13 protein-coding genes are annotated in these 15,510 nt (G+C 71.9%); 5 read left to right on the forward strand and 8 right to left on the reverse strand.

Going from position 1 to position 15,510, the window contains the following annotated elements; all coding sequences use genetic code 11:
• Positions 1-367: 367 nt before the first annotated feature.
• Both ABD481_RS26845 and ABD481_RS26850 read right to left on the reverse strand, forming a co-directional pair.
• Positions 368-1,186, reverse strand: a complete 819-nt coding sequence (locus ABD481_RS26845; RefSeq protein WP_344668538.1) for a hypothetical protein — start codon at positions 1,184-1,186, stop codon at positions 368-370.
• Between the two features lie 247 nt (positions 1,187-1,433).
• Complete coding sequence (locus tag ABD481_RS26850; protein ID WP_344668539.1) at positions 1,434-2,423, reverse strand: TIGR03557 family F420-dependent LLM class oxidoreductase; 990 nt, start codon at positions 2,421-2,423, stop codon at positions 1,434-1,436.
• A 129-nt stretch (positions 2,424-2,552) separates the two neighbouring features.
• On the opposite strand from ABD481_RS26850, the gene glpK reads away from it, so the two are divergent.
• Positions 2,553-4,085 carry a glycerol kinase GlpK gene (gene glpK / locus ABD481_RS26855; RefSeq protein ID WP_425559293.1) on the forward strand — a complete coding sequence of 511 codons (1,533 nt, stop codon included), beginning with the start codon at positions 2,553-2,555 and terminating at the stop codon, positions 4,083-4,085.
• Positions 4,086-4,191: 106 nt separating this feature from the next.
• Positions 4,192-5,148 carry a prenyltransferase/squalene oxidase repeat-containing protein gene (locus ABD481_RS26860; protein WP_344668541.1) on the forward strand — a complete coding sequence of 319 codons (957 nt, stop codon included), beginning with the start codon at positions 4,192-4,194 and terminating at the stop codon, positions 5,146-5,148.
• On the opposite strand, the gene ABD481_RS26865 is transcribed toward ABD481_RS26860, so the two are convergent.
• Positions 5,145-5,939, reverse strand: a complete 795-nt coding sequence (locus ABD481_RS26865) for a helix-turn-helix transcriptional regulator (protein ID WP_344668542.1) — start codon at positions 5,937-5,939, stop codon at positions 5,145-5,147. The two genes, ABD481_RS26860 and ABD481_RS26865, sit on opposite strands and share 4 nt — an antisense overlap.
• 235 nt (positions 5,940-6,174) lie before the next feature.
• Here ABD481_RS26865 and ABD481_RS26870 point away from each other — a divergent pair, with 235 nt between their 5' ends.
• Positions 6,175-7,545: a ricin-type beta-trefoil lectin domain protein gene (locus ABD481_RS26870; protein ID WP_344668543.1), complete on the forward strand. Its 1,371-nt coding sequence runs from the start codon at positions 6,175-6,177 to the stop codon at positions 7,543-7,545.
• Between the two features lie 169 nt (positions 7,546-7,714).
• On the opposite strand, the gene ABD481_RS26875 is transcribed toward ABD481_RS26870, so the two are convergent.
• The gene (locus ABD481_RS26875; protein WP_425559295.1) at positions 7,715-9,196 is read right to left on the reverse strand and encodes a M20/M25/M40 family metallo-hydrolase; all 1,482 of its coding nucleotides are present in this window, start codon (positions 9,194-9,196) and stop codon (positions 7,715-7,717) included.
• Between the two features lie 208 nt (positions 9,197-9,404).
• Here ABD481_RS26875 and ABD481_RS26880 point away from each other — a divergent pair, with 208 nt between their 5' ends.
• The gene (locus ABD481_RS26880; RefSeq protein WP_344668544.1) at positions 9,405-10,343 is read left to right on the forward strand and encodes an aldo/keto reductase; all 939 of its coding nucleotides are present in this window, start codon (positions 9,405-9,407) and stop codon (positions 10,341-10,343) included.
• Between the two features lie 36 nt (positions 10,344-10,379).
• On the opposite strand, the gene ABD481_RS26885 is transcribed toward ABD481_RS26880, so the two are convergent.
• The 4 genes from ABD481_RS26885 to ABD481_RS26900 form a co-directional block, all read right to left on the reverse strand.
• Positions 10,380-10,892, reverse strand: coding sequence for a mycothiol transferase (locus ABD481_RS26885; protein ID WP_344668614.1), 513 nt, complete (start codon positions 10,890-10,892; stop codon positions 10,380-10,382).
• A 38-nt stretch (positions 10,893-10,930) separates the two neighbouring features.
• Positions 10,931-11,761 carry an SAM-dependent methyltransferase gene (locus ABD481_RS26890; RefSeq protein WP_344668545.1) on the reverse strand — a complete coding sequence of 277 codons (831 nt, stop codon included), beginning with the start codon at positions 11,759-11,761 and terminating at the stop codon, positions 10,931-10,933.
• Between the two features lie 74 nt (positions 11,762-11,835).
• Positions 11,836-12,387, reverse strand: coding sequence for a hypothetical protein (locus ABD481_RS26895; protein ID WP_344668546.1), 552 nt, complete (start codon positions 12,385-12,387; stop codon positions 11,836-11,838).
• A 49-nt stretch (positions 12,388-12,436) separates the two neighbouring features.
• On the reverse strand, positions 12,437-13,525 hold the full coding sequence (locus ABD481_RS26900) for a cation diffusion facilitator family transporter (RefSeq protein WP_344668547.1): 1,089 nt from the start codon (positions 13,523-13,525) through the stop codon (positions 12,437-12,439).
• 368 nt (positions 13,526-13,893) lie between these two features.
• Here ABD481_RS26900 and ABD481_RS26905 point away from each other — a divergent pair, with 368 nt between their 5' ends.
• Positions 13,894-15,477, forward strand: coding sequence for an MBL fold metallo-hydrolase (locus tag ABD481_RS26905; RefSeq protein ID WP_344668548.1), 1,584 nt, complete (start codon positions 13,894-13,896; stop codon positions 15,475-15,477).
• The last annotated feature ends 33 nt before the right edge of the window (positions 15,478-15,510 follow it).

A 15,510-nucleotide genomic window follows, 5' to 3' on the forward strand; every position in this document is an offset into this window, starting at 1 on the left:
GGGTGCGCCGACGGGAGTCCGGCCGCCCTCGGCGGCGGTGCGCACCGCCGGGAATCGGCCGAGGCCGTCGCGCATCAGAGCACATCCTGCCCTATGGGGCCGCAATCGGTCGAATCAGTGCCGGATGACGTCGCGGCGGCGGTGCGCGACGGGTTCCGGCGGCCCGGCGGCCGACCGCCGACGGTGCGCCGGGTGGTCCGGGCACCGTCGGTGACGACGAGCTCAAGGCGGACTTGATGTGGTTGTCGCCGCCGCCCTGAGCCAATGTCGCCCGAGCCGATGCCGCCCTGAGCCAATGCCGCCCAGAGCCGCCGCCCCGAGCCGATGCCATCCCCCTCGGTGTCACCCGCTCGACGCGTCACCCGACTCAATGCCGCCCGAGCCCGCCCAGCACCGTCCCCACCGCGCTGCCGAGCGTTCCCAGGACCCCGCCGAGCAGTCCGCCGAGTCCGCCTTCCCCGCCTCCTCCACCCCCACTTCCGCTCGTGCCTCCCGGGCCGTCCTGGCCCCGCGGCCCCGGCTTGACCGGCTGCGAAGGCGCGGACGGCGCCGGCGTCGACACTGGCGTCGACACCGGTGGTGGCACTTCCGGCGGCGCCGAAGCAGGAGCCGAAGCCGTCGGCGTGCCCGGCGCACCCGGCGCACCCGGCACGCTCGGCGCGGCCGTCGGCGTCGTCGGCTCCGGGCCCGGCGGCGTGCTCGGCCGGCTGCGCGGATCCGGCTGCGGTGCCGAGGTCGCCTGGCTCGGCGGTGCGGAGGAGAGCGGTCCGTTGCCGTGCGGCGGGGACCCGGCCGCCGGCGCCCCGGCCGAGGTCGGCGCCGATTGCTGCGCGGTGCTGTGATGCGTCGGCGCGTCCTGTATCCGCGGCGCGGTGTCGGTGACAGCGCCCTGCGCCGGGGTCGACGGCGCCGCGGTAGCCGCCCCGACCGGGTCCGGCGTGACCACGGCCGTCGCCGCCGAGCCGTCCTCGCCGGACGCCGGCGAATCGGACGCCACCGAGCCCGACGCCACCGAGCCGGACGTCACCGGCGCCGTCCGGACCGGCGATCCGGCCACCACCGTCGGCCCGGCCCCGGCGTGCAGCGCGGTGGCCACCGCCGTGACCGCCCCGATTCCGGCGGCCCCGCCCAGAAGCGTCTCGGCGGCCTTGCGTATGGGGCCGGTTTTCCTGTGCCGGGTCGCCACGCGCCCCCACCTCCCATCTGCCACGCACCCGTCGGGGTGCGGATCCGACGATCAGTGTGCTGCCGCCCCGGTGCGCCACGCCGGGCCCGAGCCCCCTGGTTCCCTCGAACGGGCGATACGGAAGGCCGGGCAAAGTCCGCCGCTTGTCCAGCGGCTGTCCCGCCGCTGCCCGGCGGAAGCGATCGGACCCGGCCCCCGCACGCAGCGGGGACCGGGTCCGGGTTCGGGCTCGGGAGCGGGGACCGGCTCAGCGGTGCAGCTTGGGCAGCACCTCGCGTCCGAAGACCTCGATCCACTCGGTCTGGTTGCGTCCGACGTTGTGCAGGTAGACGCGGTCCACACCGAGGTCCAGGAACGCCTGGATGCTGGCGCGGTGCACGTCGGGGTCGGAGGAGATGACCATGCGGCCCTCGAAGTCCTCCGGACGGACGAGCTTGGCCATCTGCTCGAAGTCGAAGGGCGAGCGGATGTCCTGCTTGGGGAACTTCATGCCGCCGTTGGGCCACTCGGTGACCGCGTTGGCCAGGGCCTCCTCGTCGGTCGGGGCCCAGGACAGGTGCAGCTGGAGGATCTTCGGCATGGTGTCCGGGTCCTTGCCGGCCTTGCGGGCGCCGGCGGCGAAGTTCTCGAACACGCCGGAGACCTTGGAGTGCGCGGCGCCCGGAGTGATGATGCCGTCGGCCAGCTCGCCGGTCTTGCGGGAGGTGTAGGGGCCGGCGGCGGCGATGTAGATCGGCGGCGCGGCCTCCGGCATGGTCCACAGCCGGGTGGTCTCCAGGGTGAAGTACTTGCCGGAGTGCTTCACGTCCTTGCCGGTGAACAGCTTGTTGATGACCTCGATGGCCTCGAACATCATCGCCACCCGGGTCGGGGCCTCGGGCCAGTACCCGCCGACGATGTGCTCGTTCAGCGCCTCGCCGGAGCCCAGGCCCAGCCAGTGCCGGCCCGGGTACATCGCCTCCAGCGTCGCCGAGGCCTGGGCGATCATGGCGGGGTGCATGCGGAACGAGGGGCAGGTCACGCCGGGGCCGAGGTCGGTGCCGGTCTTCGCGCCGATGGCGGTCAGCACGTTCCACACGAACGGGGCCTGGCCCTGCTGCGGGACCCAGGGCTGGAAGTGGTCCGCGGCCATCGTGCCGGTGAACCCGTGCTGCTCGGCCAGCGCCGAGTACTCGGTGACCTCCACCGGGCCGAACTGCTCCAACATGGCGGCGTAACCGATGTGCGGTGCGCTCACGTCTAAGGCTCCCAACGAAACTGGAACGTGTTCATATCTGCGTCATAGCCGACCTTAGAGCAGTGCTCTGCGCCTGTCGTGCAGGAGCCGTGTGGCATGCGGCACTGTGGGGGTGCGGCATGCGGCACGATGTGGGCCGTGACTACCTCCGCTGCCGGCGTGGCCGGACACATCGCCGCTATCGACCAGGGCACGACCAGCTCCCGGTGCATCGTCTTCGACGCGTCCGGGCGGCCGGTGGCGATGGCGCAGCGGGAGCACCGGCAGATCTTCCCGGCGCCGGGCTGGGTGGAGCACGACGCGGCGGAGATCTGGCGCGGGGTGCAGCACGTGGTCGGGGAGGCGCTGGGGCTGGCCGGGCTGGCCCCGGAGCACCTGGCCGCCGTCGGCATCACCAACCAGCGGGAGACGGTGGTGGCGTGGGACCGCCGCACCGGGCAGCCGCTGCACAACGCGATCGTCTGGCAGGACACCCGGACGGACGCGGCCTGCCGGGCGCTGGCCGCCGACAGTCCGCTGGGGGCCGACCGGTTCCGGGCCAAGACCGGGCTGCCGCTGGCGACCTATTTCTCGGGCTCGAAGATGGCGTGGCTGCTGGCGAACGTGGACGGCCTGCGCGCCGGGGCCGAGGCCGGGGACGTGATCTTCGGGACCATGGACTCCTGGCTCGTCTGGAACCTGACCGGAGGTCCGGACGGCGGGGTGCACGTGACGGACGTGACCAATGCGTCGCGGACGCAATTGGTCGACCTGGCGACCCTGGCTTGGGATTCCGAACTTCTGGAAGCCTTCGGAGTACCGGAACGAGCGCTGCCGCGGATTGTCTCCAACTCCGAGATCTACGGGACGGCGCGCGGAGTGCTGGCCGGTGTCCGGGTCGCCGGATCGCTGGGGGACCAGCAGGCGGCGTTGTTCGGTCAGGCGTGCTACGTCCCGGGCCAGGCCAAGTCCACCTACGGGACCGGGACGTTCCTGCTGATGAACACCGGCGAGACGCCCGTGCCGTCGCGGCACGGACTGCTGACGACCGTCGGATATCAGGTCGGCGACACGCCCGCCGTCTACGCGCTGGAAGGGTCGGTCGCCGTCACCGGTGCCTTGATCCAGTGGCTGCGCGACAGCCTGGGGCTGATTCGCGATGTGTCCGAGGTCGAGGCGTTGGCGGCTTCGGTTCCGGACAATGGCGGCGCGTATATCGTGCCGGCGTTCTCGGGATTGTTCGCACCGCATTGGCGGCCCGATGCGCGCGGTGTCATCACTGGGCTGACGGCATATGTGACCAAGGCGCATTTGGTGCGCGCCGCGCTGGAGGCCACCGCCTGGCAGACCCGGGAGGTGGTCGACGCCATGCGCGCGGACGCCGGGCTGGAACTGACCGCGCTCAAGGTCGACGGCGGCATGACGGCGAACGCGCTGCTGCTGCAACTGCTCGCCGATCGGCTGCCGGCGCCGGTGGTGCGGCCCGCGGTGTCGGAGACCACTGCGTTGGGCGCGGCGTACGCGGCCGGGCTGGCGGTGGGGTTCTGGCCGGGACTGGAGGCGTTGGCCGCGCAGTGGGCCGCGGACGCCGAGTTCGAGCCGGCACTGGACGACGGGACCCGGGAGCGCGAGCACGGGATGTGGCTGAAGGCGGTGGAGCGGACGCTGGGGTGGGCGGAGTGAGGCGCTGGCGCCGTCCGCCGTGGCCGGCGCCGTGGCCGCAGCCCGCGGAAGGCGGATGGCCGGAACGTTCAAGATCTGCGCGCTCCCCGCGGGTAGCTTCGGCGGCATGAACCAGAACACTTTCCAAGCCGGGTCGGTGCTGGACCGGGCGGCGACGTTCTTGTGGGGCTCCGGCCGGGTCCTGGAGCAGCGGTGGTTCGCGGCGCTGTTCGGCGGCCCCGGCGGGAGCGGCGGGACCGGCGGGACCGCGGCCTCCTACGGCGCGGGCCTGATCGCGGCTCTGGCGGCGTACCGGAACGACGACGGCGGGTTCGCCTACGGCGTGGAGCCGGACATCCGCGGGCCCGAGTCGGAACCGCTGGCCGTGGCCACCGCGCTGAAGATCATGGCCGACGCCGGTCCGCTCGACCCGGCGACGGTGACGCCGACGCTCGACTGGATCGAGTCGATCACCGCCGCCGACGGCGGCGTGCCCGCCGTGCTGCCATCGCTGGCGAAGTACCCGCACGCGCCGTTCATGCCGATCGACGCGGAACCGACCGGGTCCCTGCTGGCGACGGGCCAGCTGCTGGGGCCGCTGCTGCGGGCCGGGATCGCCGAGCACCCCTGGGTGAAGGGCGCGATGGAGTTCACCCGCCGGGAGGTCGAGGCCCTGGGACAGACGCACCCTTATGACGTCGACGCCGCGGTCATGTTCCTGGACGCGGCTCCGGACCAGGGCTGGGCCCGGCAGCAGGCCGAACGGATCGGCGCGCTGGTCCGCGAGCAGCGGATCGTGCTGCTGGACCCCGCCCGCCCGCAGGACGCGGTGATCGCCCCCGGATACGCACCGGGGGAGCACCACCTGCCGCACGACTACGCCAAGACGCCCGACAGCCTGGCACGGGCCTGGTTCAGCGACGAGGAGATGGAGCGGAGCCTGGACTACCTGCTGGCCACCCAGGACGACGACGGCGGATGGCCGATGAACTGGGTGAAGTGGTCACCGACGGTGGAGTTCGAGGCCCGACCGGCGGTGACCGTCAGGGCACTGCGGACGCTGCGGGCGTACGGGCGGATCTAGCCGGAGCCACGTCCACCAGGGCCGGCCGGTGTTCCGGGGCGGCGGTCCGTCCCGAGCAACACCCCGGGCGTCGTGCCGGCCAGCCGCCGGACCTCCCGCGTGAAGTGCGCCTGGTCGGCGTACCCGGCTTCGTGGGCGACCTCCGCCAGGCGTCCGTCGGAGGTCCGCCCCAGGCGTAGCGCGTACTGGAAACGCAGGACGGCGTGCAGCGTCTTCGGCGCGTAGCCGACTGCACTCGTGAAGCGGCGCCGCAGCTGGCGCTCGGACAGCCCCGCGTGCTCGGCCAGGTCGGGCACGGCCGGGATCTTGGTGCGGCTCAGTTCGCTGATGGCGCGGGCGACGGCTTCGTCCGCCTGGTAGCGGTGGGCGAGTGCGGCCACGTATTCGTCCAGGATCCCGGCCGCCTGCCGCGCCGATCCGCTGGCCGCCAACTGTTCGGCCAGGGCCGTGAGGTTGCCGCCGCCTGAGGCTGCCTCGGCCGCCACCTCCGCTAGCGGTACTCGCAGGTCTCGTACCTCGTCCGCCGGCATCCGGCCCAGCAGCAGCGGCGCGGACCCGGGGCGCAGCCGCAGCCCGGCGATCGCCGCGCCGGCCGGCAGCGGTGCCAGCCAGGCTGCGCGGTCTGGCCCGACCAGCTGCACCTCGCCGTCGCGCCACAGCAGGTCGACGCAGCCGTCCGGCACGACCAGCTGCCTGTGCTCCCGCGGGCCGGTGTTGACCTGCGTCCACAGGCACGCGACGTGGCGGCCCGGCGCGTGGCGGGGCCGGTGCTCCTCGTAGCTGGAACCCATCACCCTCGACGCTACTCGACGGTGCCGACAAGACCACTGGTCAACTGAAACAACGGAGTGTTCCAGGATCTCACAGTGTTGTCTCGATCCTTCGTAGATCAGCTTTCTTCGAGTGTTGACGGTTCCTTTGTGGGGTGCTTCACTCCTCCTTCGGAACCCAGTGTTACAGAGAATGTTTCTGTAACAACGGCCCCTCGTTCCTTGCTCGTGCCCCCACCCGAGACAGGAGAACTCCATGGGCACCCCCCGCACGCACCGACTACGCGCGGCAGTGACCGCGGCGCTGACGGCGGTCGGCGCCGCGCTCGGCACCGCCGCGCTCGCCACCGCGCCGGCCCACGCCGCGAGCACCTTCCCCGCGCACTACGCGGCGCCGTACCTCCAGCTCAGCAGCAGCACCGTCGGAGACATGGCCGCCGACCAGGGCGCCACCGGTCTGAAGTACTACACGCTGGCCTTCCTGATCCCGCAGTCGGGCTGCACCGCGCAGTGGGAGGACGGCGGGTACTCCGTCGGGTCCTTCACCTCGCAGATCAACTCCCTGAAGGCGTCGGGCGGAGACGTCATCATCTCCTTCGGCGGTGCCGAGGGCGGTGAGCTGGCGCAGACCTGCACCTCGGTCTCGTCGCTGACCGCCGCCTACAAGAACATCGTCACCACCTATGGCGTCACCCGGCTCGACTTCGACATCGAGGGCGGGGTGCTGAACGACACCGGGGCCACCACGCGGCGGGACCAGGCGCTCGCCGCCCTCCAGTCGCAGGTGCCCGGCCTCCAGGTCGACTTCACCCTCGGCGTCGACCCCAGCGGCCTGCCCGGCGGCCAGCTGAACCTGCTGCGGGACGCCAAGAACCAGGGCGTCAACGTCAGCGTGGTCAACATCATGACCATGGACTACTACGACGGCCAGCCGGTCATCAACGACGCGCTGTCCTCGGCCCGCGGCACCGCCGCGCAGCTGGCGAGCCTGTACGGGATCTCGACGTCGGCCGCCTACGCCAAGATGGGCCTGACCCCCATCGCCGGCAACAACGACGACGGCGCGCCGTTCTCGCAGGGCGACGCCCAGACGCTGGAGAGCTTCGCCGCCAGCAACGGCGTGGCCGAGCTCGCCTTCTGGGAGGTCGACGGCTACGACAAGAACGTCGGCTACGCCTACAGCCGGATCTTCAACGCCATCACCGGGACCACCGGCGGCGGCGGTGGCGGTGGTGGCGGCGGCCACACCGGCCAGATCGTCGGCTACCAGGGCCTGTGCCTGGACGACAAGTCCGCCTCGACGGCGAACTTCAACCCGATCACGATCTACACCTGCAACGGCACCGGTGCGCAGACCTGGACCGTGGACAGCACGGGCCACACGCTCAAGGTGCTCGGCAAGTGCCTGGACGTGAGCGGCGCCGGCACCGCCAACGGCACCCTGGTCGACCTGTACGACTGCAACGGCACCGCGGCCCAGGTCTGGCAGCCCCAGTCCAACGGCACGCTGCTGAACCCGAACTCGGGCAAGTGCCTGGACGACACCGGCTGGTCGACCACCCCGGGCACCCAGGTGCAGATCTGGTCCTGCGCGGGCACCGCCAACCAGAAGTGGACGCTGCCGTAGTAGTGGATCCGCGGTAGCTCCGCAGTAGCTCCGTCGCGAGCGGTCGACTGGCAGGGACGACCGTAGCGGCGGGTACCACCGGGTCCCGGTCGGCGGACTGTGCGCCTCGCCGGCCGGGATCCGGCTGCTGTACCGCGATCGCTATTCCACGTTCGCTGTGCCGCGTTCGCTACGCCACGTTCGGGAACGCCACCGGGCTCCGCAGCCCATTGACGTCCACGGCCCGCAGCCCGAACTGCACGTTGTCCTTCGCGATCGGGAGCGTCACCGCGGCCACGTCCCCGACGGCCAGCGCCTCGGTCCACACCGGCGACGTCGTCTCCCGCAGCACCACCTCGTACCCGGCCAGCCCCGCGTCGTCGCCGCGGGTCCAGTTCAGCGTCGTGGTGTTGACGCCCGAGAAGCCCGGCGGCGGCGTGGTGAGGATGACGAAGCCCTTCGGCGTGCCGGGCCCGGCGGCCAGCGACCACAGGGTCGCGGCGTTGACCCGGGTGACGCGCGCCAGGTACCGGAAGTCGCAGAACTCGGCCAGGTCGCCGAACTGCACGCCGTTCTCGACCCGCACGTCCTGGTGTTCGTGGTCGAAGTTCTCGCGCGGCTCGGTGAACCGCGCGGCCGGGTAGCCCTGCTGAAGGAACGAGACGTGGTCGCTGCCGCGCAGGTAGCGGTCGCGGCGCCAGACCACGCGGATGTCCAGGTCGGTGGCGTCGTTGACGGCCACGTCCTGGGCGAACCGGGCCAGCTGCCGCGACGGGCCGTCGTTCTCCCCGCCGACCGACTGCCGCACCGCGGTCTGCGCGGGGGTCTCGGAGGTGGGGACGCCCTCGACGAACAGGCGGACGGTGTGCGGATCCGGCACCGTCCCGTCCCACGCGCTGCTGGCCCCGACGATGTCGTTGCTGAACATGCCCTGCACGTCCACGCCGGCCGCCTTCATCTGCGCCGCCATGAACGCCGAGCCGAACAGTCCCTGCTCCTCTCCGGCGACGGTGGCGAAGACCAGCGTCCCGGGGAAGGCGCGGGTGGCGAACAGCCGGGCCATCTCCAGCACCGCGGCCACGCCCGAGGCGTCGTCGTCGGCACCGGGGGCGTCGGCGGTGGCGTTCAGGACGTCGGTGACCCGCGAGTCCAGGTGGCCGGTGACGACGTAGACCCGCTCGGTCGCCGCCGTGCCCTTGAGGGTCGCGATGACGTTCGTGATCGTCGTCGGCACCGGGATCCGCGGTCCGGCGGGCTGGACGAAGGACTGCCGCTCGACGGTCATCCGGCCGCCGGAGGTGGCGGCGATCTCCTGGAGCTGGGCGGCGACCCAATCGGTGGCGGCGCCGATGCCGCGCGCCGGGTCGGTCTGGCTGGACAAAGTGTGGCGGGTCCCGAAGGAGACCAGTTTGTGGACGGTCGCCTCCAGCCGCGCCGGGTCGATCCGGGCCAGCAGCTCCCGCAGGTCCTTGCCGGGTTTCTGCCGGCCGACGCCGATGGGGCTCTGGCCGATCCGCGGTGCCCCGGCTATCTGGCCGTTGTCGGGAGCCGCCGAAGTCGCCGAAGCCGCCGAGACCGCCGAACCTGCTGAACCTGCCGGACCGGCCGGACCGGCCGAGGCAGCCGCAGCCGTCGCGGCGTTCGCGCCGCTGAGGACGGCGGCGGTGCTCAGGACCGCGGCGCCGCCGAGCGCCTGCCGCCTGCTCGGGCCCGGGCCACTGGATCCGTGCTCTGTCACGATGCGCCTCCGAGGTAGGGGGTGGGCCTCCGTTGCGGAACCTACTCGGAGCCCCGTCCGACGCAACCGCCGCGCAAGCTACTGAGCTCGCCGGACCGTCGGGCTTGACCTGGAGCCCGCTCCAGGTTGAACCATCTCCGTCATGAGATATCGCGTATTCGGCGACACCGGCCTGACCGTCAGCGAGATCGGCCTGGGGGCCTGGCAGCTGGGCAACGTCACGGACTGGGCCGACGGCCCCGACGAGGCCGAGTCCCTCGCGATCGTCGGCGCCGCCCTGGACGCCGGCATCACCTTCTTCGACACCGCCCCCAACTACTCCGGCGGCCACAGCGAGCGCCTGCTGGGCCAGGCGTTGCGCGGCCACCGCGACGGCGTGGTGATCTGCACCAAGTTCGGGCATTACCCCGGCGGCCGGGACTTCTCGGCCCGCGCGCTCCGGGGCTCGGTCGAGCGGAGCCTGAAGCAGCTCCAGACCGACCACCTGGACATCGTGGTGATCCACAGCCCGCCGCACGAGCTGTTCGACGGCAGGGTGACCGCGCACTACGAGATCTTCGAGAGCCTGAAGCAGGAGGGCCTGATCCGCGCCTACGGCGGCTCGGTCGACTGGCCCTCGGACATCGAGACCATGCTCGCCACCACCGGCGCCAAGGCCTTCGAGACCTGGCTGTCGGCGCTGCACCAGGAGCCCTGGGAGGCGACCGAGCAGGCCGGCTCGGCGGGCGCGGGCACCGTGGTGAAGGTGGCGCTGGAGTCGGGCTGGCTGGCCGGCCGCTACACCGGCGAGTCGGTGTTCACCGACATCCGCTCCCGCTGGAGCCCGGAGGAGGTGCGGCGCCGCGCGGAGCTGACCGCCGACTTCCGGGCGCTGATCCCGCAGGGCCTGACCCCGGCCCAGGCCGCGCTGCGGTTCGTGCTGGCGAACAGCGGCGTGTCGACGGTGATCCCGGGGACCAAGAGCCTCGCGCAGCTGGCGGACAACGTCGCGGCCGCCGACGCGGACCTGCCGGCCGAGACGGTGGCCGCGCTGCGGAAGCTGTTCGCGGAGAAGATCGCGGGGGATCCGCTGGGGTGGTAGCCGTCAGCGCGGCATCAACGCGGTATCAACGCGGCATCACGCCTCGCGCAGCAGGATCCCGCGCACGTAGGCGGCCTGCCCGACGTGCTGGAGCGTGTCCGACACGACGCTGACGAGCCGCACGCCGAGCGTCACCGGCGGATCCCACCGGGTGTCGACGATCCGGTCGAAGTCGTCGTCCTTCAGGCCGCCGACGTAGGCGACCGTCTGCTCGTGGACGGCGTCGTGGTAGCCGGTCAGCAGGTCGGCGCCGGGGACGGTCAGCTGCGCGACCTCGTGCGAGGACTGGCCGTAGCCGACGGCGGCCTCGCGGTAGGGGGTGGCGAACCGGTCGGCCCAGCCCTGGGCGGTCCACAGCTGCTCGGTGCCCGCGACGTCGGCGACGTGGTCGTCCTGCACCCGGGTCAGGTGCCAGACCAGCCAGGCGATCGGATTGGCGTCGGGGTCCAGGCGCCGGTGCAGCTGCTCGACGGTCAGGCCGTCGAGGCAGGCGTGGACTTCTTCGTGGACGCGGCCGAAGGCGTCGATGAGGAGTTCGTAGCCTTGCATACCTCTCACGCTACCGCCTCGACCGCGTCCGGGGCGGCTCAGCCGGCCTTCAGCGCCACGCCGCCGAGCCACCACGACCCGGCCGCGGCCAGGTCCGGATCGGCGTCCGCCGCCGACTCCTCGGTGCCCTCCGAGCGCCAGTCGGTCACCGGGGTCAGGCCCGGCTCGACCAGGTCGAAGCCGGCGAAGTAGGCCTCGATCTCGGCGCGGGCGCGGTAGCGGAAGACGGTGTTCGAACGCGCGAACACCTCCTCCTTCGAGTGCACGATGTCGGCCGGATGCCCGTCGCGGGTGAGGTGGGACAGGATCAGGTAGCTGCCGGGGGCCGTCACCTCGGTGAACGCGCGGACCAGGCCCGCCGGGTCCTCCTCGTCGGTGATGCCGTGCAGCAGCGAGACCAGCAGGACCGCGACCGGCCGGCCGAAGTCGATCAGCTGGACCACGTCGGGGTGCCCGAGCACCTTCGCCGGGTCGCGGACGTCCTCCTGGACCACCCGCACGGTGGCGTCGGCGCTGGTCAGCAGGGCGCGGGCGTGCGCGGCCACCACCGGGTCGTTGTCGACGTAGGCGACCCGCGCCTCCGGCCGCACCAGCTTGGCCACCTCGTGCACGTTGCCCATGCTCGGCAGCCCGGCCCCGAGGTCCAGGTACTGCGTGATGCCCTGCCGGGCCGCGAAGTCCACCGCGCGCCCCAGGAACCGCCGGTTGGCCAGCGGCACGTACTTGTTCTCCGGCGACAGCGAGAACAGCCGCTCCACCGCCGCCCGGTCGGCGGCGAAGTTGTTCTTGCCGCCGAGCGCGTAGTCGTACATGCGAGCCATGTTCGGCCGGTCGGTCTGGAGCTGTACCGGCGGTATCGCGTCCGTCATATATCAGCCTTCTTATCAGCCTTCTTCATCCGGGGAGGCCATGCTACGGGACCCGGCGGCGGCGCGGCAGACGGTCATCGGGGACAGTCCTGGCCGGGAAAGGCCCGGCGGCAGTAGTCGGCCGGGAGCAGGTCCAGGACCAGGCCGGGCGCCGCGGTGTCGGCGTCGAACACCGACCGGTCGCCGTCGCTGACCAGCCCGCAGCCGGCCGCGTCCTGGCTCAGGTCGACCTCGCGGCCGTCGCCCTGGAACTTCTCGATGACCACGACGCCGGAGTCGTTCGCGCACTTGAAGGTCCGGCCGCCGGTGCCCTTGGCCTTGTTCAGCGCGGTGCGGAGCGTGTCGATGGTCGCCGCGTCGGTCACGACCAGGTGCGCTTCCAGCTTCCGGTCGGGGGCGGGGCCGTAGCCGCACAGCGTGAGCGAGGTGGCGGTCAGGGGCTCGATCGTGCCGCGGCTGCCGGAGGACTGCTCCCGGTCGACGTCGGGCGTCGGCGCGCACTGCGCCGGGACCGATGCCGCCGTGTGCTCGACGGCCGGGTGCGCGGCGCAGCCGGCGGCGAGGGCGGACACGGCGGTCAGGGCGACGCTTCCGGCGAGGGTGACCAGCGAGATCCGACTCCGCATGTCGCAGCCCTCTCAGGAGAACATCTCGGCCGGGGATCGCCGGGGGATCTCAGGGTACGCGCTGCCGCGTGGTGTGCACCGGTCCGTGGGCGTCTTCGCAGTGCCCGGACGCCTGGCGCGGCGGGTGCGTGCTGATCTGCAGCACGTCGCGCTCGTCCTCGCCGAGGTGGTCGACCTGGAGCGTGGCGTGCGTGATGGCGTGGGCGTCGCGGAGCTGGGCCTGCAGGTCGCGGCGGACCTTGTGGCAGTCGCCGCCGGGGACCACCAGGACGTGCGCGGACAGCGCGGCCTGGCCGGAGGTGATCTCCCAGATGTGCAGGTCGTGGACCTCGATGACGTTCTCCACGGAGGCCATCTGGTCCCCGACCGCGTCCGGGTCGACGCCGGCCGGCGCGGCCTCCAGGAAGATCCGGCTGGCGGCGGTGACCAGGCCGGCGCCGGCCTTGAGCATCAGCGCCACCACGACCAGCGAGGCGATGGCGTCGGCGCGGGCGAAGCCGGTGGTCAGGACCACGGCGCCGGCGATCGCGGTGGCGATGAAGCCGTAGAGGTCGGTGAGGATGTGCTGGAAGGCGCCCTCGACGTTCAGCGAGGTGCGGTTGGCCTTGGAGATCGACCAGGCGGCGGCGATGTTGACCGCGATCCCGACCAGCGCGGTGACCAGCACCAGGCCGCCGGTCACCTCCGGCGGGCTGATCAGGCGGCGGACCGCCTCGTAGGCCAGCACGCAGGAGAGCACCAGCAGCGTGACGCCGTTGGCCTGCGCGGACAGGATCTCGGCGCGCTTGAGGCCGAACGTGTAGCCGCCGCGGGCCGGGCGCGCGGCCAGCCGCATCGCGAACAGGGCCAGGCCGATCGAGGCGGCGTCGGTGAGCATGTGCGCGGCGTCGGAGATCAGGGCCAGGGAGTGGGAGAGCAGGCCGACGACCACTTCGACGCTCATGAAGCCGACGATCAGGGCCAGGCCGATGAGCAGCCAGCGGCGGTCGGCGTCGGGGCCCACGCCGTGGGAGTGGCCGCTGTGGCCGCTGTGGCTGCTGTGGCCGGCGCCGTGGTCGTGGTCGTGGTCGGAGCGGTCGGAGTGGGCGTGGTCGGCGTGACCCTGTCCACCCTCGTCGTGGCCGTCGTGGTCGCGCACGCCGCCTCCCTTCGATCCTTCGTGAAGCCTCCGATCCGGGAATTACATCGCAGGATCGGTTCATCCGGCAAAGCTGGTAATGACTTCGGTTTCCATTGTCTTCGCAGCTTCCGGACCCGGATGCTCGGATAGCGGATCATATGCCCCGATCCGCGTCCGACGGGATTTCCCCTTAGCCCCGGCCGCCGCCGACGCCTCGGACGTCGGCTATCGAAAGCGTCCTGACCTGGACCTTTATTCCCTGACGGGTCGTCAAGGAGGGATGTCACGCTCGGCATCCACCCGATCACCGAGGTGTTTGACAGAGTTCTGCCACAAGGCTCGAATGCATGGCAGGGCCAGGGGGTGGCCGAGGACGGGAGCCGGTCATGCCGTGGGAGCTGGAGATCAAGGTACTCGACGTCGGCCAGGGCGACAGCACGGTGATCGTCGCGCGGGAGATGGGGCTGCCGCCGGGGATGCCGACGCGGAGCCGGACGATGCTCGTCGACGGCGGCCGGAGCTTCTACGCCAGTCTGATCCACGATGCCCTGATCAACGTGAACCTGCCGCTGAACCACATCGTGTGCACGCACTACGACGCGGACCACGTCGGCGGCCTGCAGGCGCTGCTGCTCGCCGACGACATGAGCAACGTCGCCTGGGCCCTGGGCAGCGCCGGCGTCGCCAACCTCGGCCCGGCCGGGCTGAGCCGCCCCGAGGTGGTGGCGGCCGTCACCGCCGCCGTGGACAGCGCCGCGCGCGGCAACACCGGGCTGACCGCCGGGGTGGCGAACACCGCGGCGGCCAACGCGCGGAACAACACCGCCGCGACCGACGGCATCGCCGCGGCGGTGGACGAAGGCGTGTACTGGGCCGAACTCCCGGCGACGCCCTACCCGGCGCTGGTCGCCAGCCAGGCCATCCGGCGCAAGGTCGCCGAGGCGGCCGGGCTCGCCGCCGGCCTCGGCGTCAGCCTGGGCGAGGCGGTGGTGCTGATCCAGAGCCGGATCCGGCGCGCGGTCTTCGACGGCCTGCGGAACCGGGTGTACATGACGCACGGCCGGTTCTTCACCGCCAACCGCTACAACAACGTGCACATCATCGACCTGGGCGACGTCGGCGCCCCGGGCGTGCAGACCTCGCCGAACAGCTGGACCGGCGCGATCACCGGCAACATCACGCTCACCAACGGCGCCCGGACCGCCAGCGTCGCCCGCACCCGCACCTCGATCCCGGTGCTGTGCAGCGAAGTGCTGTGGAACTCCGGACCCAACGCGATCCTGGCGCCGGCCGGCGCGCCGCGCGTCTACGTCGTCGCCCGCTCCGGCCGGGACTGGGCCGGCGGCGCCAACTGGCTGCAGACGACGAACGCCGCCTACGGCAACGACTGCTCCATCGGCCTGCTCATCCGGTTCGGGGACTTCGCCTACTGCACCCTCGGGGACATGGCGACGGTCGGCGAGGACCCGCTGATGGCGGCGATCATGGCCAACCCGGTGCCGGTCGCCGTCGGCGTCCCGGTGCCGATCCCGCCCCGCGTCGCCGCCTTCAAGGTCAGCCACCACGGCTCCATGAACTCGACCTCGCAGAACTTCCTCACCTTGGCGAACGCGACCACGGCGCTCATCAGCAGCGGCTCCCACGACCAGTACGAGCACCCCGACAACGCCCTGATCGGCCGCCTGAACAACCAGGCGAACATGCCGTACTACTTCATGACCAACTGCAAGTTCCAGACCAACTACGTCGCCGCCTCCCTGGGTCTCAACCAGCTCGCGACGGTCGGCAACAAAGGCCTGGTGGCCGGTGACAACGCGGACGACAACACCGCGCCGGGACGGCACCGCGGGGACATCAGGCTGCGGATCAACACCGCCACCGCGTCCGGACCGGGGCGTCAGTACACGCTGACGTACTGGGAGGACGACCTGGGGGTTCCGGCGGACCGCACCGTGACCATGCCCTTCTGAAACAGCACCGCCCTTCTGAAGACAGCACCGCAC

Origin of the sequence: Catenulispora yoronensis (genome assembly GCF_039531695.1) — a bacterium.
In the GTDB taxonomy this organism is placed as follows: domain Bacteria; phylum Actinomycetota; class Actinomycetes; order Streptomycetales; family Catenulisporaceae; genus Catenulispora; species Catenulispora yoronensis.

Bases quoted from the DNA above. Each gene is read 5' to 3' on its own strand.
- ABD481_RS26865 (WP_344668542.1), bottom strand. From the start codon at position 5,939: ATGGGTTCCAGCTACGAGGAGCACCGGCCCCGCCACGCGCCGGGCCGC.
- ABD481_RS26870 (WP_344668543.1), top strand. From the start codon at position 6,175: ATGGGCACCCCCCGCACGCACCGACTACGCGCGGCAGTGACCGCGGCG.
- ABD481_RS26860 (WP_344668541.1), top strand. From the start codon at position 4,192: ATGAACCAGAACACTTTCCAAGCCGGGTCGGTGCTGGACCGGGCGGCG.
- ABD481_RS26890 (WP_344668545.1), bottom strand. From the start codon at position 11,761: ATGACGGACGCGATACCGCCGGTACAGCTCCAGACCGACCGGCCGAAC.
- ABD481_RS26905 (WP_344668548.1), top strand. From the start codon at position 13,894: ATGCCGTGGGAGCTGGAGATCAAGGTACTCGACGTCGGCCAGGGCGAC.
- glpK (WP_425559293.1), top strand. From the start codon at position 2,553: ATGTGGGCCGTGACTACCTCCGCTGCCGGCGTGGCCGGACACATCGCC.
- ABD481_RS26885 (WP_344668614.1), bottom strand. From the start codon at position 10,892: ATGCAAGGCTACGAACTCCTCATCGACGCCTTCGGCCGCGTCCACGAA.
- ABD481_RS26880 (WP_344668544.1), top strand. From the start codon at position 9,405: ATGAGATATCGCGTATTCGGCGACACCGGCCTGACCGTCAGCGAGATC.
- ABD481_RS26895 (WP_344668546.1), bottom strand. From the start codon at position 12,387: ATGCGGAGTCGGATCTCGCTGGTCACCCTCGCCGGAAGCGTCGCCCTG.